Here is a 14,251-nt window from a genome sequence, read left to right as displayed (position 1 = left end):
TAAGTAGCTAACGTTTGGTATATAAGACGAGCGAGAGCATAGTTTATGTGCAGGGCTATGCAATGCCATTCATTCGCTTTTGCGGGTTTATTGGAAATAGTAGCTGAACAGAATCCAAGCTGTTAGTCCAAGCACCAGTAAATTGATGTACCAATACCTCTTTACCCATTCCTGAAATATCAGCGCTGTCAGAACACTCAACAACAGAAATCCCCAAACTATTGGCTCGATTGTAAAAGCTATCCAAGTTAACGGCTTCTGCTCTCCACCTGACGAAGTAAGTCCTAATATCAGCGGCACAACCACAATAGCAATACCTGATATAATTGCCCAAAGTATATACAGGTTTTGAGCTGTGAAATACTTTTTATTAGCTCTCATTATTTCTTCTATGATTGTGGTTAAGCATAACGGACTTGCCTATAATGTGGCGTAGCTAACTTATAGGTTTTGTTGTGGTTTCGTTTTTCTGGACTTACTTACTCATTCCTTTGCTACTAATGAACTCTTCAAATAGAAGCTGCTCTTTCTTTTGCTCTATACTTAGGTCTTCAACTTTCTTATCGCTCATACCAATTGGGGAGTAGAATGTCCATTTCCATGTTGGTCGATGCTTGATAAATAGATGTGTTTCTGCAAATTCATCATGATGATATACACCGAGCCACAACCTTCCTAAGATTACCAGCACGATAGCTGTAGATATGAAAGCTATCTTCTTCATAGAAAAGAAAACTACATATTGAAAAAGTAGTGGATAGGCATTAATTTTTATTACTTATTTAAAAGCTCATCAAGTGAAAAATCTCGCTGGTCTGGATTGATGGTATAGCTTAGTAATTCTTTGAATACTTTATCTGTGTCAAGAACATTTTGTGCATGCAGACCTTCAACATCCTTTATCAGAGACTGGTATTCTTCTGTTTCTGGCAGTTTAGAAATTTCTCTTAATGCAACATGACTGAATGCTTTGACCATATTCAAGTCACTGCTAAGTCTCCCAATCATACCTTCAAGTAAGCCTAAGTCACGTTCATTCATAAAGTATAGTTTCTGATTGTTTTATAATTTAAATGCACCACAACTATAGTATAAACCAAAACCTACGCTTATCTGCTCTATACCCGTACCCTACTTCCTGTTAAAGTATAACCTGTCGTAACCGATAAGCAGGTCGGCGCGGGAGCCGGGTGGGCGGTAGTAGATGAGGATGTCGTAATCGTTGCCGGTTTCGAAGTGGCTGCCTTCGAAATAGCTGTCGTCGGCAGAGCCGCTGCCGGATTTAAAAGTATAGTAGTAGTTGTAGTAGCCCTGCTTCAGGAGCATGCGGCCGGTGTAGGCCTGGCGCTCGGCATCGAAATTTAATTTGGCCTCCTCCGTCTGCCGCCAGTTTGTTAAATCGCCTTGCAGGTATACTTCGCCGGGCACCTTCTCTGTCACCTGAAGCTCAAAATCCACCCAGGTATAATCGCCATTCACATCACCGTTGCCGTACTGGCGGTTGCCAAAAATGCGCTTCCCGTTGATGTCCGGGTCCTGGCTATAGGCCTGCCCACTGCGGTTTTTGTCGGTTTGCAGGTAAACGACGGTTGGGTTTTGCTGCAGGTCGATGTTATCTATCGCAAGGCCTTTAAAATTGAGGCTGCGGGTATCGAAGGCGCGGAACTCGCTAAGGCCCTTGAACAGCTCGTTTGGCTCAAAGAAAACATACTCCAGGCGGCGCTGCGCATCGTGCACGTACGTGGGGCGGGCCAGTCGCTTGGCATTGTCCCAGCGGTAATTCTGGCGCATAACGGCCTTTACCTCCGCAGCAGGATTCACCAGTTCATAGTCGGCATAGAAGACGTTGAACTCCACTGGCTGGCGCGTTTCCCTGCCTCTGGGGCCAAGCGGTGCGCCAAGTTTGCTGGTTACCGCCACTAGTTTCTGGTACACCAACAGGCGCTGCGTCAGCAGCAGCTTGCCTCCCTCCTCCTGCACCTGCAGCAGGTAATTCCCGCTCAGCTTTACGCGCGGCACCCGGAACGTATAATGCACATAGTTTACGCGGGTATTTACCGAGTTCTGGGCATCCGTGATAAAGAACTCGTTGAAGTCATTCAGAAACTGCGAGTCGTTAAGGCCAGAGGGTTTCCAGTTGGCGTCGCAATGAATCAGCTTGGCCACCAGACGATTAGGCGTAGCATTCAGCCTGTCGAACTCAAGTATAACCGGCACGCCGGAACCTAGCTCAACCACCGGCGGCTCCAGCACCTCCTCCTCAAAACCAGTGGCCACGTAGGCCTGCACCGACTGTATACTTTCGTCATAAATAAAATCCTCGTAGCGGAGCTGTGCCTGCTGCGTGGCGGAGCTGCTTTGCACCTGCTGCTCCAAGGGCACACATGCCGCAGCACCTGCTGCCAGTGCGCTGGCGAATAGGCAAGTATAGAGTTGTCTTTTCAGCATCTTCGTTTGGTTTGGCCATACTTTGTAACCGGCCGGAAGTTTATGAGAAACGAATATAACCAAAAAGTATAACCGTGATAGTACCAAGAAAAGAGTTGCTTGTTATTTACTTTATAATTTTATACTTTAACAAGAATAAATAGCCGTGCATCATGAAGCGCATTCTCTTAGCCGGGGCCACGGGCCACCTGGGACGTCACTTTCTGTCGTTACTTAAACTCCGTGGCTATCAGGTAACCGCCTTGGTTCGGACTTGTGAGAAAGCTACCTCTCTTTCAATTGCCCCGGACGAAATTTTCTATGCCGATGCCACCCGGCCAAAAGAACTGAGGGGCTGCTGCCTGGGAATTGACGTCGTCGTATCGGCCTTGGGCAAAAGCATCAGCCTGAGCGACCGTAGCAAAGCATCTTTTCACGACATTGATTACCAGGCAAACTATAACCTGCTGCAGAAGGCGAAGGCTGCAGGCGTAAAGCAATTCGTCTACATCTCAGCGTTTTCGGCAGAGGAGCACCCGCAGCTGGCCTACTTTCGGGCACATGCCGACTTTTCCAGGGAGCTTATTCAATCAGGCCTGAACTATACTATCCTTCAGCCAACGGCGCTCTTTTCGGCTTTTGATGAATTGGCCGCTATGGCCCGACGAGGTAGGTTAGGAGTGATAGGTGATGGCAGCAAACGGACGAACCCCATCCATGAGGCGGATGTTGCCAAGATGGTGGTTCAAAGTATAGGCAAGTCTTCGGCGGTGATTCCATTAGGAGGCAAGCAAGTATACACCCGGCTGGAAATCGCCAGAATTGTGGGAGCTGCAGCCGGTTACCATGGCAGCGTGTTCCATGTTCCCAAAGTGGCCGTGGACTTGCTTCTACCTATGATGAAACATATTGATACTTCCCTTTACCACAAGGCAGCCTTTTTGGCAAAGGTCTCTACCCAAGATTGCGTGGCGCCGCAAGTTGGAGAGCAAACCCTGGAAGGTTATTTTAAGCTAGCGCAAGAAAAGAGCACAGCACAGGCGTAACTTACTTTTCCTCCAGCAGGTGCGTTTCTACCGCAATGCCTGCCTCCAGCGTCTTCTGTACCGGACATTTTCCGGCTATCACTTTCAGTCGCTGCCGCTGCTCCTCCGTGAGGTTTCCGATGAGGCGAAGGTGCTTGACTACATTTGTTAACTTAGCGGTTTTCTCTTCGCAGTGCTGGCAGTCGTCGGCGTGGATGCGCTCGTGGCGCAGGCTTACCTCGGCCCGCTCCAGCGGCCAGCCTTTCCGCTGGGCGTACATGTGCAGCGTGATAACAGTGCAGGAACCAAGTGCTGCCAGTAGATAGTCATACGGATCGGCCCCTTCTTTTACTCCCTGTGCTATCCCGGATTCATCAATGGTCATGGTATCCGTGCCGGCGCTGATGTGTGCCACCAAAGGGGCGCTGCTCTCGGTGTAAACCGTTACAAAACCTTCTCTCTCTTCTAAACTCATGATGGATACTTTGTGTGCTGTGTTGTATAAGTATAAGGAGCTGGGGGAGAAAGGTTTTAGGAAGTCATATTGAAAGTATAGCTGCTGAGTAAATGTGCGCGTTGGCCGCACTTTTACTTGCCGGCTTATACTTTAATACCTATTCATAGCCACCGCTTCCCGGAACTGGAAACAAGCTATTCTTACTAGCCTCCGTTCATCCTCTGGTTCCCACAAACGTCTTGTTTTATCTCCTACTTTGGAGCTCTCAAGCCCGAGAGGGCTCGCCTTGGGGGTAGGGGCCCTCGATAAGGGCATCGCGCTGCTTTCGCTTCCTTTGCTCCTACGTCGCAATGCCCTCCGGGCACCGGAACCTCTCGAGGCGCTCCACCCAAAGGCTGGGAACAGAATCGATAGCTACGGCAATTACTACTGTCCCCTTGAGGGGACTACAGGGGTGTAAAGCCAGTGGTAGAAGTTTTGCTAAAAGTAAACACCCCTATGGCCCCCTCAAGGGGACAGTTTCTGTAGAACTTAACAGCCAAAGTTCTCCCTTGTAGGGGCAGGGGGATACCCATAATTCCCCTCTCGGGAGGGGCTGGGGGTGGGTTTATACTTTGTAGGGACAGGTCGCGACCTGTCCGCACGAGAACTGAGGCTATAGAACTCATACCTTGGAGAAAGTAACAACAGACTCCCCGCCTTAGCTAAGGAGGGGCCAGGGGTGGTTGGACCCGGTATTTCTAATCTCCCTCCCCTGTTCTTAGGGGAGGGTTGCGGTGGGGTTACTTACAAACTCCACAGACAAAACCGCTCTAAAAGCGCAGCAGAAATGTAGTGCCTTGCCCCAACTCCGACTGCACGGAGATGGTGCCTTTGTGCAGGCGCATCATCTGGCGCGAAAGGCTAAGGCCGATTCCGGAGCCGGCTTTTTTAGTGCTGAAGAATGGTATGAAGATCTTGGCCATCGCCTCCTCCGTCATGCCTGGGCCGTTGTCTGCCACAGCAATGGTGACGCGGCTGCGCTCATCCAGGGCAGCGCGCAGCAGCACTTGCCCATCGGGCTGCTCGTGCACCGCCTCCATGGCATTCTTCACCAGATTTATGAGCACCTGCTCCACCATACTTCGGTCGGCAGTGAGGAGCATGTTGTCGCGCGGGCTCTGCACCTGTAAATCCACCTGGTGACGAGCGAATTGCTCCCGCAGCAAGAGCTTTATCTCCCGCAGCAGTTCCCCCACGTCAAAGCGGCTCATTTGGGGTTTGGAGATGGTGGTGAGGTTACGGAACTCATTCACGAAGCGGATAAGCCCGTCAGATCGGCGGCTGATCGTTTGCAGGCACTGCCCTATGTCCTCAAGCTCCTCGCGCAGCAGGGTAACTTCTTCAGCATCGGTATCGGTGTAAGTATGGATTTCCTCGCAGGCGCTGGCTGATAGGGACGAAATAGGCGTAACGGAGTTCATGATCTCATGCGTCAGTACCCGGATAAGCTTACCCCAGGCCTCCATCTCTTTCTCCTCCAACTCCGTCTGAATGTTCTGCAGCGAAGCCAGTCGTACCCTATCGCCGAGCAGCGACAGCTCGATAACATGCACCGAAATGTTTGCCTGCTCCCCCTGCTGCCGCATGGGCACGAGCATTTTTTCCCCGCTTTCGAGCTGCAGCAGCTTTTGCCCCAGCACCGGACTGGTTTCTTCCAGTTGCTGCACCTGGCGCAGTTGCCCCACTTGCAGCAGCTTTTTGGCGGCGTTGTTGAGCAAAAGGATACTTCCGTCGGTTTTGTAGGTGATAATGCCAATGCCGATGTGCTGCACAATCACTTCGAAATACTGCAGGTGGGCCTCCTTCTCTGCCCGCACTTCCTTAAACTTTTCCATTACCTCGTTCAGGCGCATGGCCAGCATCCGCTGCGTTTTGCCCTCGCCGCCCACATGGAACTGCTCCGTAAAATCATCATACTTAATGGAGTTGAGAAAGCGCAGGAACAGCCGGTTGGTGCGCTCCATGTACCGCATCAGCAACCAGACCTGTAAAAGTACAAAAAGACTCAGCCCTACCAATGTACCGCTATACTCCTGCCTGAACTCTATTTTTGCAAGTATAAAAACGGAGATGGCCAGCAGCAGCACACGCAGCAGGAGCTTGAGTTTATAATGCCTATAGCTCATACTTTTCGAGTCTACGATAGAGGGCGCCGCGGCTCAGGCCCAGTTCCTTGGCTGCTTTGGAGATATTGCCGTCGTGCTTCTGCAGGGCCCGCTGCACCGCTTCGCGCTCCAGGTCGTCCAGGTCCAGTGTTTGAGCCGTAACGGCAGGTGCGGCGGCAGGCCCTTCCTCCGACAGGAAGAAGAAATCTTCGGACTGCAGTTCGCGGTTATCGCTCATGATAGAGGCGCGCTCCAGGGCGTGCTGCAACTCGCGCACGTTGCCGGGCCAGCCGTAGCGTCTCAAGCGGGCCAGGGCCGACTCTCCGAGGCGCTTAACGGGCTGTTTATACTTAAGGGCATACTCCTGCAGGAAATGATCGGCAAAAAGCGGGATGTCCTCCAGGCGCTCGCGCAGGGGTGGCAGGTGCAGCTCCACGGTATTAATGCGATACAGCAAGTCCTGGCGGAACTCCCCCCGCTGCACCATCTCCTTCAGGGGCATGTTGGTGGCGCAAATCAGGCGCACATTCACCGGGATAGGCCGGTTGGTGCCAACCCGGATTACCTCGCGCCGCTGCAGCACCGTGAGCAGCTTGGCCTGCATGGCCGGCGACAGATTCCCGATCTCATCCAGGAACAGCGTGCCGCCATTGGCCGCCTCTATCCTTCCCACCCGGTCTTCCTTGGCATCGGTAAAGGCGCCTTTTTTGTGGCCAAACAGCTCACTCTCAAAAAGCGACTCGGTTATAGCGCCCATGTCCACGGTTACAAACACCTTATCGGCCCGGGAGGAGCGCTCATGAATGGTGCGGGCGATGACTTCCTTGCCCGTTCCGTTCTCACCGAGCAAAAGGATGTCGGCATCCGTTCTGGCTACCTTGTCTATAATGGTGAACAACTGGCGCACGGCCTGGCTCTCGCCTTGTATGATGTTCCTGCCTGTGTTTAGCTGGGTGCTGAGCGTGCGGTTTACTTCTTTCAGCTGGCTTACTTCCCGGTAGGAGTTGCGCAGCCTGGCAGCGGCCGAGAGCGTGGCTACCAGTTTCTCATTCTGCCAGGGTTTGAGCACAAAATCGGTAGCACCCTCTTTCAGGGCCCTCACCGCCATCTCCACGTCGCCGAAAGCGGTAATCATCACCACCACCGCCGAGGGGTCATACTTGAGAATCTCCTTGAGCCAGTAAAACCCTTCCTGGCCGCTGGTAATATCCTGGCTGAAATTCATGTCGAGCAGGATGAGGTCGAAGTCTTCGTTGGAAAGCAGGAATGGAATCTTTTTGGGATTTTTCTCCATCACCACTTCTTTAGCGTGTCGCCGCAGCAGCATTTTGGCCGAGAACAGCACGTCCTCGTTATCATCAATCACCAGGATGCGTCCCAGATTTTGTTCTTCCATAGTTTTGTGTTGAATGCGTGATTATGTGATTGAGCAACGCTATACTGCTACCTGGTATAAAAATACTATGCCAGCTTTACATTCATCCAATATAGGCAAATTAGCGCATAAAGTATAAAACAGGTTGTCCGGTGATGGACAGAAAGTGTCCGGCAGTGGACATAGAAGAAAGCCTATACTTACGCCTGCCGGTCTGTAGTGCCCTTTTAAGGCTTTGGCACAGCTCTTGGCATTTGGTGTAGAGGAACAAGATGCCTACCTCAAACAATAGAACTATGATAAAGATGTATTTCCTTACGGCCCTGCGTTCGCTAATGCGCAACAAGAGCTACAGCCTGCTCAATATTGCGGGTCTCACTCTGGGCATTACCTGCAGTATCCTGCTTTTTTTGGTGATAAAGTATGAGCTGAGTTACGATACCTTCCACTCCAAGTCCGATCGCATCTACCGCCTGACCACCGTATACAATGCGGGCGACGAAGCGCAGCACCATATCGGTACCCGTTTCCCTATCCCCGACCTGCTACGAAGCAACGACAACCTGGGTATGGAAAAGACGTCTATCGTTTATGGCGAGGAATCAGCCCAGATCAACGTTATCAGCGACAAAGGCGAGGCGCCGAAGCGGTTTCTGGAAGAGAAACCGATTGCCTTCGTAGAGCCATACTACTTCGACATCTTCGACTTTGAGACAGGGGAGACAGACCCGCGGCCCGGCCTGGCGGAGCCGAACAACGTGGTGCTTACCCAAAGCACCGCAGACAAGTATTTTCCGGAGGGGGGCGCTCTTGGAAAGATGATCCGCTTCAACAACATCGTGACGCTGAAGGTGACGGCTGTGATTCCCGATCCGCCCTCCAACTCCGACTTCCCCTTCACCATGCTTATCTCCTACCCTACCATTAAGAACTACACCAAGTTCGACATGACCACCTACAACATGCTGACGAGTAATTTTCAGCTGTATGTGTTGCTGCCGGAAGGCGTTTCTCCGGAGGCGAAGTCAGCGGAGATATCAGCCTTCGTTAACAGGCATCGGGAAAAAGACAGAAGAGGAAAAGAAAGTTATGAGCTACAGCCCCTGAACAACCTGCACTTTAACACAGATTTAGGAAATTTCAGCCAGCGCACTATTGCCAAGGAGATTATCTGGTCGATGGCGCTGGTAGGGATATTCCTGGTGGTGGTGGCCTGTATCAATTTCATTAACCTGGCCACCGCACAAGCCGTGAAACGTGCGAAAGAGGTAGGCGTGAGAAAGGTACTGGGCAGCAGCAAAAACCAACTGGTACTGCAATTCATCGGCGAGACGTTCCTGATCACGCTGCTGGCTACGTTCTGCTCGGTTATACTTACCGAGCTGGCGCTGCCCTACCTCAACAGCCTGCTGGAGCTGGAGATCTCCTTCAGTATTTTCTCCGATCCGGCCATCCTGTTGTTCCTGGTAGTGGAGGTGCTGCTGGTAACGCTGTTTGCCGGCCTCTACCCTGCCATTATACTTTCCAACTTCCAGCCGATTGCCGCGCTCAAGAGCCGGATTAACACGCAGCAGGTGGCGGGTCTGCCCATCCGGCAGGCGCTGGTGGTGCTGCAATTCACCATTTGCCAGGTGCTCATTATCTGTACCATTCTTGTAAACGAGCAGATGGACTACTTCCGCAGCAAACCGCTCGGCTTCTCGAAAGAGGCCATTGTAACGGTGCTGCTGCCAAACCAGGCAGGCAAAAAGATACAGCCCCTATATGAAAAGTTCCTGACCAACCCCGCCATACTTGGTGTCAGCTTTTCGGGTGCGCCACCTTCTTCCAACTTTACCTGGGGCTCAAACTTTGCCTACAACAACTCCAGCGAGGACGCCACCTTTGAGGCGAACCTAAAGTTTGCGGACGAGCATTACCTGAAGCTGTACGACATCAAGCTGGCTGCTGGGCGCGCCTATACCAACTCAGACTCACTTGCCGTGCTCATCAACGAAACCATGCGCCGCAAACTCGGCATAGAGAGCCCTGCAGCGGCCATTGGTAAAACAATCCGGGTTGGCCGGGAATACAAGGCTCCAATCGTTGGTGTTGTGGAGGATTTCCATCAGAATTCGCTGCATGCCCCTATCGACCCGACCATCATGTTCACCGGGCCGGATGAATACCTGTTCATGAACGCCAAGATTGACATGAGCCAGAAGCAGGAGGCGATTGCGCACCTGGAGAAAGTATGGAACATGGCCTATCCGGATGATGTATTCAGCTATGAGTTCCTGGACGAGACCATCGCTAACTTTTACCAGGAAGAGGCGCGCCAGAGCAAACTGTTCAAGATTTTCTCCTTCATCGCCATCTTTATCGGCTGCCTTGGCCTGTATGGTTTGGTGGCTTTTATGGCCGCCCAGCGCACCAAAGAGGTGGGTATCCGGAAGGTGCTCGGCGCCTCTATCTTCAACATTGCTATCCTTTTCTCCAAGGAGTTCATCAAGCTGGTAGCGACAGCCTTCGTGCTGGCTGCACCCATTGCCTACTATATCATCAGCCTCTGGCTGGAGGACTTTACCTACCGCGTAAGTATAGAGTATTGGCCTTTTGTGCTGGCTGGCCTGGCAACGCTCTTTATCGCGCTGCTAACCATGGGGGCCAAGGCCGTGCAGGCAGCCCTGGCTAACCCGGTGATATCCCTGAAAAGCGAGTAGAAAGTATAAGTATAAAGTATAAGCTTCAGTCTTTATACTTTGGCTGAAGTATAAAGACTGAAGTATAAAAGCCGGCGCCACCCTCCTCAGGTGGCGCCGGCTTTTCTTATAAGTATAAGGTAAAGTATAAGTCAAAGTATAAATCAGTAATTCACCTCGGCGGCCGGCACATCTACCAGTATAAATGTGGCCTCGGCGCTGCCGTGCAGGCTGATAATATCCTGGCTCTCCAGCCGCACCTGGTCCCCGGTTTCGGCTTCCACGTTGTTAACCAGCATGCCACCGGTCAGCACATACACCAGCGCCTTCCGGATTTTGAATGTCTTGAAATCGATGTTCTCCCCGCGCCCCACATGCCCATAGTATACCGTGGAGTTAGAGTTGAGGTACACTACGTTCTCGAGCACTTTCTGTCCGGTTACGAGCGGCACCAGTTTGTTTTTAGCATCCAGAAAATCCAGGGACATGTGCTCGTATGCCGGGGCGAGCCCCTTTTTGTTGGGCAGGAACCACAGCTGCAGCAGCTCGGTGTTTTTGTCGGAGTTGTTGGACTCGGAATGTGAGAAGCCGGTGCCTGTCGTCATGCGCTGCACATCCCCCGCTTTCAGGGTAACATCGTTGCTCAGGCTATCCTTGTGGGTTAGCTCCCCGTCCAGCACAACGGTTACTACCTCCATTTCGGCATGCGGGTGCAGCGGAAACCCGTTTTGGCCGGTAATGCGGTCGTGGTTGAAGACACGCAGCGGACCGAACTGCACGTTGGCGGGGTCATAATAATCGGCGAAGGAGAAAAGATAGTATGACTCCAGCCAGTCTCCTATTTTAGCATGATGATGATCAGCGGCAGGTATCAGTTTTATCATAGTTGGTTTTTCTAAGATGCACAACGTTACAGGCCGCAGGCCGCGCCCTGTTTGCTTAGGCTTTACGGATACAGCTGATTTCTTGTTAGCTAATGGCAGGTAGGGCAACAAAAAAGCCTGATACAGCACTTATCGCTGCATCAGGCTTCCATAAAAAACGTTAAAACTTACTCTGCCTTCTTCAGTTGCTGCATCTCTTTCTGCAGGTTCAGCACAATGCTCGAGAGCTTGTCGAGAGACAGGTCTGCTATAGGGAACGTGGAGCTGATGTAGGACTTGGCTTCCCAAATCTCCACCACATCCCCGATATGTAACTCATAAGGCGAGTAAACCGGGTTGTCGGAGTGCAGGCGAAGCACCGAGGCATCTTTTAGTTTGTTGAAGACGCGCTTGAAGACTACGCCCTCTTTCTGGCTCACGATGATACACGGCGTGCCGTCTTTTATCTGGCTCCAGTCCTCAATAAACCGACCCACGATTACAGTGCCTGAAGCAATCGGCAGCATCGAGTCGCCATTAATTTCAAAAGCGCGGTAAGTGCCGCCGGTACCGAGCATCGGCAAACGGAAACGCGGAAGCTCCTCTATGAACTCTGCATCGGCATAGCCATTCAGGTAACCGGCGCAAGCCTTGTAGGGCACCAGTTCAATGTTTTCGTTTTCCTGCTCGTCCACGGTGATAGCCAACACGCGCAAGTTGCCGCCATTGGCACGGGCAGCAGTATTATCTGAAGCCGATGGGGCCTCATGTACCAGGTCGCGGGTTATCAGGTCATCGAGCGAGACATCGAACAGCCTGGCTACATTCACCAGCGTACTCAGTTTTGGCTCTGCCCTTCCCTCCTCATAAGCACCCACCAGCGAGCGCTTAATATCCAGCTTCTCGGCAAGTTGTGCCTGCGTGTAGCCTGCCTGCTTGCGCAAGTGTCTAATGTTTAATGTAACCAACTGCATAGTAGCTCCTTCTTTTTACTTCGGTCAGCCAATTTTTAGCCGCTCGCGTGTAAAACTAATAAATAATTAGCAATAATACTAACATTATTAGCAGAAATACTAAATTCATACGAAAATCATATAATCCAAAAAACAGAATAAATTTTACATTTCTAAGAATATTGAAAATTGTTTCTTTTGTGCAACTTTATATTGCCGCAATAATGTAGTTATACTTTGAAATAAGCTTTTATTAGCGGAATTTTATAGAACAATAATAAGGTACAGCAAAAACACATATACTATTTGAAACAACTCTACATCCAATAAACCCCAGCTACTAGTACAGAAAAATCCTAAATACACAGGTTTTTCGGTTCTTTTATTCCCGCATCTGCATGTGGGCCTGCTCCCTACTTCATTTTTATAACTATACAAAGCCACACCATTAAATTTTCTCAGTTACAAAACCCTTAAAGTGAACTTTTCAAAGTTTACCTGGGTTTCGGTGAGGTATTTAATTGGACTTTAGACCCAAACAACCATTTACAATCCTATTACTCAACTTTTAGCTATGATTCGTATAATTACTCCCGGTCGCACAGTGGCCTTAGCTGCCCTTGCTTCCATGATGACCCTGTCAGGCTGTCAGAAAGACGAACTGATGGAAAACCAGTTTAACCAGCCCCAGGCTACGTTCTCTGCCCAGGACGGCCAGGCGATTGAAGGCCAGTACATTGTGGTGCTGAAAAACGGCAACAGCTTTAACACCAGCAATGGCCAGGACTTTAAGGTGAGCAAAACAGAAGCCGCCATGAAGCGCGACCGCGTGTTAACTGCCTCCAAAATTGAGATAAAAGAGGTACAGCAGGTGTACGAAGGCGTGGTGAACGGCTTTGCCGCCCGCCTCACGCCCGGCCAGTTGGCAGCAGTGCGCAATAACCCGGAGGTAGCCTACGTAGAGCAGGACCGTATCATCGCCCTTGCCCCAAAGTGGTCAGACAAGTCTGAGATAACGGAGAAAGGAAACGGCAGAGAGCGGAACAACACAGGTGGCTCCTCTAAAATAGACGGCGGCAACGGGAAAGGCAATGGCGACGTCACTGAAAAAGGTAATGGCAAAGGAAACGGAAAAGGCAATGGCGGCAGTACTACTGAACCTGCTCCTACTGAGCCAGCACCGACTGAACCAGCCCCAACCGAACCCGCTCCAACTGAACCTGCGCCTGCTGAGCCTGCACCATCAGAGCCGGCTCCTGTAGAACCAACACCGACTGAGCCAGCCCCGACCGAGCCTACTCCTACCGATCCTGCTCCGGTTGAGCCAGCCCCAACCAATCCTGCCCTTGCTTACACCGCCCTCACCCCGCTCGCCGGTGAAACCATTCCATGGAACATCGAGCGCGTGGGCTACGGCGACGGCACAGGCAAAACCATCTGGGTAATTGACTCCGGTATTGACACCGACCACCCGGACCTGAACGTGGATATGGCCAGAAGCTTCTCCTTTATCTATGGTAACGAGTCTATCGAGGATGGCTTTGGCCACGGTACCTCGGTGGCAGGCATCATCGCGGCGAAAAACAACGGCTCAGGCATGCTGGGCGTGGCCGCTAACGCCACCATCGTTGCCCTGCGCGTATTTGACGACGCCGGCGCCGGCACTGTTTCAAGAGCAATCTCAGCGGTGAACTATGTAAACAGAAACAGCAAGCCGGGTGATGTGGTAAACATGAGCCTGGGCAGTGGCATTTCCTCTACCCTGGACAATGCCGTGAAGACGGCGGCAGCCAACGGCATCCTTTTCGCCATCGCAGCTGGTAACAGCAACGTAGACTGCGCCAGTTCTTCGCCAGCCCGCGTGGATGCCCTAGGTGTTTATACTGTTTCGGCCATGGATAGCTACCACAAAATGTGGGCTTCCTCTAACTTCGGCGCCAGCGTGGACTTTGCTGCCCCGGGTGTTAACGTGTCGACTACTACGAAAAATGGCAGCTTCTCTGGTGGCCACTACGGCACCTCGATGGCCGCGCCTCACGTGGCGGGTATACTGGCCCTCCGTGGCGAGGTGCTTAGCCAAGGCTACATCACCGGCGACAAGGACAGCACCCCGGATCCGATTGCCTCTTTAAAGTAAGGAGCAGTAAAGTATAAAGCAGCAGGGCCACCTAAGTATAGGTGGCCCTGCTGCTTTATATCTGGTTATAATTGAGGTTGACTGTGGAAGTATAAGTCTATTACATTTCCTCTTCACCTCTTCCAGCTCTAATGTAACAATGGGTGAGAGTTTTTGTAGCCCCGGGTCCAACCACCCCTTGCCCCT

At 51.5% G+C, this 14,251-nt stretch carries 12 protein-coding genes; 3 read left to right on the top strand and 9 right to left on the bottom strand.

The window, feature by feature from the left end; genetic code table 11:
• Positions 1–87 precede the first annotated feature (87 nt).
• From C8N40_RS06885 to C8N40_RS06870, 4 genes are all read right to left on the bottom strand, one after another.
• Positions 88–381 carry a hypothetical protein gene (locus C8N40_RS06885; protein ID WP_108211058.1) on the bottom strand — a complete coding sequence of 98 codons (294 nt, stop codon included), beginning with the start codon at positions 379–381 and terminating at the stop codon, positions 88–90.
• 94 nt (positions 382–475) lie between these two features.
• A complete protein-coding gene (locus tag C8N40_RS06880; RefSeq protein ID WP_108211057.1) occupies positions 476–724 on the bottom strand; it encodes a hypothetical protein in 249 nt (82 codons plus the stop codon).
• Between the two features lie 50 nt (positions 725–774).
• Positions 775–1,041, bottom strand: coding sequence for a hypothetical protein (locus C8N40_RS06875; protein WP_108211056.1), 267 nt, complete (start codon positions 1,039–1,041; stop codon positions 775–777).
• A gap of 90 nt (positions 1,042–1,131) precedes the next feature.
• Complete coding sequence (locus tag C8N40_RS06870) at positions 1,132–2,448, bottom strand: type IX secretion system plug protein (RefSeq protein WP_108211390.1); 1,317 nt, start codon at positions 2,446–2,448, stop codon at positions 1,132–1,134.
• A gap of 152 nt (positions 2,449–2,600) precedes the next feature.
• On the opposite strand from C8N40_RS06870, the gene C8N40_RS06865 reads away from it, so the two are divergent.
• Positions 2,601–3,473, top strand: coding sequence for an SDR family oxidoreductase (locus C8N40_RS06865; protein WP_108211055.1), 873 nt, complete (start codon positions 2,601–2,603; stop codon positions 3,471–3,473).
• A gap of 1 nt (position 3,474) precedes the next feature.
• On the opposite strand, the gene C8N40_RS06860 is transcribed toward C8N40_RS06865, so the two are convergent.
• From C8N40_RS06860 to C8N40_RS06845, 3 genes are all read right to left on the bottom strand, one after another.
• A complete protein-coding gene (locus C8N40_RS06860) occupies positions 3,475–3,927 on the bottom strand; it encodes an OsmC family protein (protein ID WP_108211054.1) in 453 nt (150 codons plus the stop codon).
• Positions 3,928–4,721: 794 nt separating this feature from the next.
• Positions 4,722–6,077 (bottom strand): sensor histidine kinase, encoded by a 1,356-nt coding sequence (locus tag C8N40_RS06850; protein ID WP_108211052.1) that lies wholly within the window; start codon positions 6,075–6,077, stop codon positions 4,722–4,724.
• Positions 6,067–7,452, bottom strand: a complete 1,386-nt coding sequence (locus C8N40_RS06845) for a sigma-54-dependent transcriptional regulator (RefSeq protein WP_108211051.1) — start codon at positions 7,450–7,452, stop codon at positions 6,067–6,069. The genes C8N40_RS06850 and C8N40_RS06845 overlap by 11 nt, the downstream gene beginning before the upstream one ends.
• A 275-nt stretch (positions 7,453–7,727) precedes the next feature.
• Here C8N40_RS06845 and C8N40_RS06840 point away from each other — a divergent pair, with 275 nt between their 5' ends.
• Positions 7,728–10,133: an ABC transporter permease gene (locus C8N40_RS06840; RefSeq protein WP_108211050.1), complete on the top strand. Its 2,406-nt coding sequence runs from the start codon at positions 7,728–7,730 to the stop codon at positions 10,131–10,133.
• A gap of 143 nt (positions 10,134–10,276) precedes the next feature.
• Here the strand turns inward: C8N40_RS06840 and C8N40_RS06835 are convergent, their stop codons facing one another.
• Both C8N40_RS06835 and C8N40_RS06830 read right to left on the bottom strand, forming a co-directional pair.
• Positions 10,277–10,996 (bottom strand): pirin family protein, encoded by a 720-nt coding sequence (locus C8N40_RS06835; protein ID WP_108211389.1) that lies wholly within the window; start codon positions 10,994–10,996, stop codon positions 10,277–10,279.
• Between the two features lie 167 nt (positions 10,997–11,163).
• Positions 11,164–11,919: a helix-turn-helix domain-containing protein gene (locus tag C8N40_RS06830; protein ID WP_342749956.1), complete on the bottom strand. Its 756-nt coding sequence runs from the start codon at positions 11,917–11,919 to the stop codon at positions 11,164–11,166.
• Between the two features lie 583 nt (positions 11,920–12,502).
• Between C8N40_RS06830 and C8N40_RS06825 the strand changes: the two genes are divergently transcribed.
• Positions 12,503–14,065, top strand: a complete 1,563-nt coding sequence (locus tag C8N40_RS06825; RefSeq protein ID WP_245905032.1) for a S8 family serine peptidase — start codon at positions 12,503–12,505, stop codon at positions 14,063–14,065.
• Positions 14,066–14,251: the final 186 nt, after the last annotated feature.

The organism is Pontibacter mucosus, from assembly GCF_003054055.1.
GTDB lineage: Bacteria > Bacteroidota > Bacteroidia > Cytophagales > Hymenobacteraceae > Pontibacter > Pontibacter mucosus.
This window is presented reverse-complemented; position numbering and strand designations above follow the sequence as displayed.

What these genes read in the sequence shown, in the direction of transcription:
- C8N40_RS06845 (WP_108211051.1), bottom strand. Translation starts at nt 7,452, where the DNA reads ATGGAAGAACAAAATCTGGGACGCATCCTGGTGATTGATGATAACGAG.
- C8N40_RS06850 (WP_108211052.1), bottom strand. Translation starts at nt 6,077, where the DNA reads ATGAGCTATAGGCATTATAAACTCAAGCTCCTGCTGCGTGTGCTGCTG.
- C8N40_RS06835 (WP_108211389.1), bottom strand. Translation starts at nt 10,996, where the DNA reads ATGATAAAACTGATACCTGCCGCTGATCATCATCATGCTAAAATAGGA.
- C8N40_RS06880 (WP_108211057.1), bottom strand. Translation starts at nt 724, where the DNA reads ATGAAGAAGATAGCTTTCATATCTACAGCTATCGTGCTGGTAATCTTA.
- C8N40_RS06885 (WP_108211058.1), bottom strand. Translation starts at nt 381, where the DNA reads ATGAGAGCTAATAAAAAGTATTTCACAGCTCAAAACCTGTATATACTT.
- C8N40_RS06825 (WP_245905032.1), top strand. Translation starts at nt 12,503, where the DNA reads ATGATTCGTATAATTACTCCCGGTCGCACAGTGGCCTTAGCTGCCCTT.
- C8N40_RS06860 (WP_108211054.1), bottom strand. Translation starts at nt 3,927, where the DNA reads ATGAGTTTAGAAGAGAGAGAAGGTTTTGTAACGGTTTACACCGAGAGC.
- C8N40_RS06875 (WP_108211056.1), bottom strand. Translation starts at nt 1,041, where the DNA reads ATGAATGAACGTGACTTAGGCTTACTTGAAGGTATGATTGGGAGACTT.
- C8N40_RS06865 (WP_108211055.1), top strand. Translation starts at nt 2,601, where the DNA reads ATGAAGCGCATTCTCTTAGCCGGGGCCACGGGCCACCTGGGACGTCAC.
- C8N40_RS06840 (WP_108211050.1), top strand. Translation starts at nt 7,728, where the DNA reads ATGATAAAGATGTATTTCCTTACGGCCCTGCGTTCGCTAATGCGCAAC.
- C8N40_RS06870 (WP_108211390.1), bottom strand. Translation starts at nt 2,448, where the DNA reads ATGCTGAAAAGACAACTCTATACTTGCCTATTCGCCAGCGCACTGGCA.